Origin of the sequence: Nocardia abscessus NBRC 100374 (genome assembly GCF_000308455.1) — a bacterium.
GTDB classification, from domain to species: domain Bacteria; phylum Actinomycetota; class Actinomycetes; order Mycobacteriales; family Mycobacteriaceae; genus Nocardia; species Nocardia abscessus.
Genome location: NZ_BAFP01000036.1, coordinates 1 through 5,038, shown reverse-complemented (window position 1 = coordinate 5,038; position 5,038 = coordinate 1). Strand labels below are relative to the sequence as shown.

The window sequence follows — 5,038 nt, the reverse complement described above, 5'->3', positions numbered from 1 at the left end:
AACAGGCTTCCCGCTTAGATGCTTTCAGCGGTTATCCCTTCCGAACGTAGCCAACCAGCAGTGCCCTTGGCAGGACAACTGGCACACCAGAGGTTCGTCCGTCCCGGTCCTCTCGTACTAGGGACAGCCTTCCTCAAGTTTCTGACGCGCGCGGCGGATAGAGACCGAACTGTCTCACGACGTTCTAAACCCAGCTCGCGTGCCGCTTTAATGGGCGAACAGCCCAACCCTTGGGACCTACTCCAGCCCCAGGATGCGACGAGCCGACATCGAGGTGCCAAACCATCCCGTCGATATGGACTCTTGGGGAAGATCAGCCTGTTATCCCCGGGGTACCTTTTATCCGTTGAGCGACACCGCTTCCACATGCCGGTGCCGGATCACTAGTCCCGACTTTCGTCCCTGCTCGACCTGTCAGTCTCACAGTCAAGCTCCCTTGTGCACTTGCACTCGACACCTGATTGCCAACCAGGCTGAGGGAACCTTTGGGCGCCTCCGTTACATTTTGGGAGGCAACCGCCCCAGTTAAACTACCCACCAGGCACTGTCCCTGAACCCGATCAGGGTCCGAGGTTAGAAGTCCAATACGACCAGAGTGGTATTTCAACGACGACTCCACGAACACTGGCGTGCCCGCTTCACAGTCTCCCACCTATCCTACACAAACCGTACCGAACACCAATACCAAGCTATAGTGAAGGTCCCGGGGTCTTTTCGTCCTGCCGCGCGTAACGAGCATCTTTACTCGTAATGCAATTTCGCCGAGTCTGTGGTTGAGACAGCAGAGAAGTCGTTACGCCATTCGTGCAGGTCGGAACTTACCCGACAAGGAATTTCGCTACCTTAGGATGGTTATAGTTACCACCGCCGTTTACCGGGGCTTAAATTCTCAGCTTCGCACCCGAAGGCGCTAACCGGTCCTCTTAACCTTCCGGCACCGGGCAGGCGTCAGTCCGTATACATCGTCTTACGACTTCGCACGGACCTGTGTTTTTAGTAAACAGTCGCTTCTCTCTGGTCTCTGCGACCACACCCAGCTCACAGCGTAAAGCCGGTCACCAGACGTGGTCCCCCTTCTCCCGAAGTTACGGGGGCATTTTGCCGAGTTCCTTAACCACAGTTCTCTCGATCGCCTCGGTATTCTCTACCTGACCACCTGTGTCGGTTTGGGGTACGGGCCGTGTACCAACTCACTAGAGGCTTTTCTCGGCAGCATAGGATCACTGAATTCGCCTCAATCGGCTACGCATCACCTCTCAGGCTCATGAGTGGCGGATTTGCCTACCACTCGCCCTACAGGCTTACACCAGGTATTCCATCACCTGGCCCAGCTACCTTCCTGCGTCACCCCATCGCTTGACTACTACAGCAGGGGTCGTGCGCAGCCGCTTCAAGCTTCCCGAAGGAAGTCCATCCACATTTGGGCACTTAGCACCACTGATTCGCCACTGGGCGCGGATACACGGGTACGGGAATATCAACCCGTTGTCCATCGACTACGCCTGTCGGCCTCGCCTTAGGTCCCGACTCACCCTGGGCGGATTAACCTGGCCCAGGAACCCTTGGTCATTCGGCGGACGAGTTTCTCACTCGTCTTTCGCTACTCATGCCTGCATTCTCACTCGCGTAGCCTCCACAACTAGTTCACACTGCTGCTTCCATGGCTACACGACGCTCCCCTACCCACCCCAGCTCCTGGCTCGAAAGCAGAATAATGCTGGAGTGCCGCGGCTTCGGCGGTGTACTTGAGCCCCGCTACATTGTCGGCGCAGAATCACTTGACCAGTGAGCTATTACGCACTCTTTCAAGGGTGGCTGCTTCTAAGCCAACCTCCTGGTTGTCTTCGCGACTCCACATCCTTTTCCACTTAGTACACGCTTAGGGGCCTTAGCCGGCGATCTGGGCTGTTTCCCTCTCGACTACGAAGCTTATCCCCCGCAGTCTCACTGCCGCGCTCTCACACACCGGCATTCGGAGTTTGGCTGATTTCGGTAAGCTTGTAGGCCCCCTAGACCATCCAGTAGCTCTACCTCCGGTGTGAAACACGCGACGCTGCACCTAAATGCATTTCGGGGAGAACCAGCTATCACGGAGTTTGATTGGCCTTTCACCCCTACCCACAGCTCATCCCCTCAGTTTTCAACCTAAGTGGGTTCGGGCCTCCACGACGTCTTACCGTCGCTTCACCCTGGCCATGGGTAGATCACTCCGCTTCGGGTCCATGATATGCGACTCTGGCGCCCTATTCGGACTCGCTTTCGCTACGGCTACCCCACACGGGTTAACCTCGCCACACACCGATGACTCGCAGGCTCATTCTTCAAAAGGCACGCCATCACCCCACCCCGAAGGGAAGGCTCTGACGGATTGTAAGCGCACGGTTTCAGGTACTATTTCACTCCCCTCCCGGGGTACTTTTCACCTTTCCCTCACGGTACTAGTCCGCTATCGGTCACCAGGGAGTATTCAGGCTTACCGGGTGGTCCCGGCAGATTCACAGCAGATTTCACGGGCCCGCTGCTACTCGGGCACCCACTACAACAGAGCACGTGTTTTCGTCTACGGGATTATCACCCTCTACGACAGGCCGTTCCAGACCACTTCGACTAACACGAACTTTTCTGACTGTCGCTCGACTCGGCAGAATCGAGAAAGTGAGCCCCACTACCCCGCCCAGACAACCCCTGCCGGGTATCACATCTGAACGGTTTAGCCTCATCCGCTTTCGCTCGCCACTACTCACGGAATCACAATTGTTTTCTCTTCCTGTGGGTACTGAGATGTTTCACTTCCCCACGTTCCCTCCCAACCGCCTATATATTCAGCGGCAGGTGACACGACATCACTCGTGCCGGGTTTCCCCATTCGGAAATCCTCGGATCTCAGCTCGGTTGACAGCTCCCCGAGGCTTATCGCAGCCTCCTACGTCCTTCATCGGCTCCTGGTGCCAAGGCATCCACCGTACGCTCTTCAACACTTACTAACAAAGATGCTCGCGTCCACTGTGCAGTTCTCAAACAACACACCCGAAAGAAACCTGTCCCGACACCAGCACCCCAACCCCCGAAGGGATCGAGACCGGTATGACCGGAGAAACTCCCGGATCGTATTTTTTGCCTGGAAAGAACGCCTGTTCTTTCAGGACCCAACAGTGTGTCGATATATCACCCGCCGGCCGATCATCCAAGACCGACCGATACACGGAAGAAGCTGTCAGCGTTCCACCCATGAGCTTCCGCAGTCCCACAGTCGGGGACATAAGCGGTCTCTGGCACGACCACGCTCGACTGTTCGAGGCGATCATGCAGAAGTGCTCCTTAGAAAGGAGGTGATCCAGCCGCACCTTCCGGTACGGCTACCTTGTTACGACTTCGTCCCAATCGCCGATCCCACCTTCGACGGCTCCCTCCCACAAGGGGTTAGGCCACCGGCTTCGGGTGTTACCGACTTTCATGACGTGACGGGCGGTGTGTACAAGGCCCGGGAACGTATTCACCGCAGCGTTGCTGATCTGCGATTACTAGCGACTCCAACTTCACGGGGTCGAGTTGCAGACCCCGATCCGAACTGAGACCGGCTTTAAGGGATTCGCTCCACCTCACGGTATCGCAGCCCTCTGTACCGGCCATTGTAGCATGTGTGAAGCCCTGGACATAAGGGGCATGATGACTTGACGTCGTCCCCACCTTCCTCCGAGTTGACCCCGGCAGTCTCTCACGAGTCCCCGCCATTACGCGCTGGCAACATAAGATAAGGGTTGCGCTCGTTGCGGGACTTAACCCAACATCTCACGACACGAGCTGACGACAGCCATGCACCACCTGTACACCGACCACAAGGGGGCCTACATCTCTGCAGGTTTCCGGTGTATGTCAAACCCAGGTAAGGTTCTTCGCGTTGCATCGAATTAATCCACATGCTCCGCCGCTTGTGCGGGCCCCCGTCAATTCCTTTGAGTTTTAGCCTTGCGGCCGTACTCCCCAGGCGGGGTACTTAATGCGTTAGCTACGGCACGGATCCCGTGGAAGGAAACCCACACCTAGTACCCACCGTTTACGGCGTGGACTACCAGGGTATCTAATCCTGTTCGCTACCCACGCTTTCGCTTCTCAGCGTCAGTTACTGCCCAGAGACCCGCCTTCGCCACCGGTGTTCCTCCTGATATCTGCGCATTTCACCGCTACACCAGGAATTCCAGTCTCCCCTGCAGTACTCAAGTCTGCCCGTATCGCCCGCAAGCTTGGGGTTGAGCCCCAAGTTTTCACGGACGACGCGACAAACCGCCTACAAGCTCTTTACGCCCAGTAATTCCGGACAACGCTCGCACCCTACGTATTACCGCGGCTGCTGGCACGTAGTTGGCCGGTGCTTCTTCTACAGGTACCGTCACTTGCGCTTCGTCCCTGTCGAAAGAGGTTTACAACCCGAAGGCCGTCATCCCTCACGCGGCGTCGCTGCATCAGGCTTTCGCCCATTGTGCAATATTCCCCACTGCTGCCTCCCGTAGGAGTCTGGGCCGTGTCTCAGTCCCAGTGTGGCCGGTCGCCCTCTCAGGCCGGCTACCCGTCGTCGCCTTGGTAGGCCATTACCCCACCAACAAGCTGATAGGCCGCGGGCCCATCTCGCACCGATAAATCTTTCCACCCACCGCCATGCGACAGCAGGTCATATCCGGTATTAGACCCAGTTTCCCAGGCTTATCCCGAAGTGCGAGGCAGATCACCCACGTGTTACTCACCCGTTCGCCGCTCGTGTACCCCGAAGGGCCTTACCGCTCGACTTGCATGTGTTAAGCACGCCGCCAGCGTTCGTCCTGAGCCAGGATCAAACTCTCCGTTGAAGACTCAAATCACACCCCGAAAGGCGCAATCAAAAGTAATAACTAGAGTCCGAAAACCTAGCAAAACAATCGCCAGCAAAAAGCTGACTAAAATGTCCGACCCTCCCACACGGGGAGCGGAAGAGCCGGAACCAAATAAAACATTTGGCACTGACATTCATCGACACACTATTGAGTTCTCAAAGAACACACGCACA

Annotated in this window: 2 rRNA genes; both read right to left on the bottom strand. The window is 56.6% G+C overall.

The features are described 5' to 3' along the window. Positions 1–2,984 (bottom strand): 23S ribosomal RNA (locus tag ON19_RS06395); the annotation flags it as partial. Positions 2,985–3,322: 338 nt separating this feature from the next. Then, a 16S ribosomal RNA gene (locus ON19_RS06390) occupies positions 3,323–4,841 on the bottom strand. Positions 4,842–5,038: the final 197 nt, after the last annotated feature.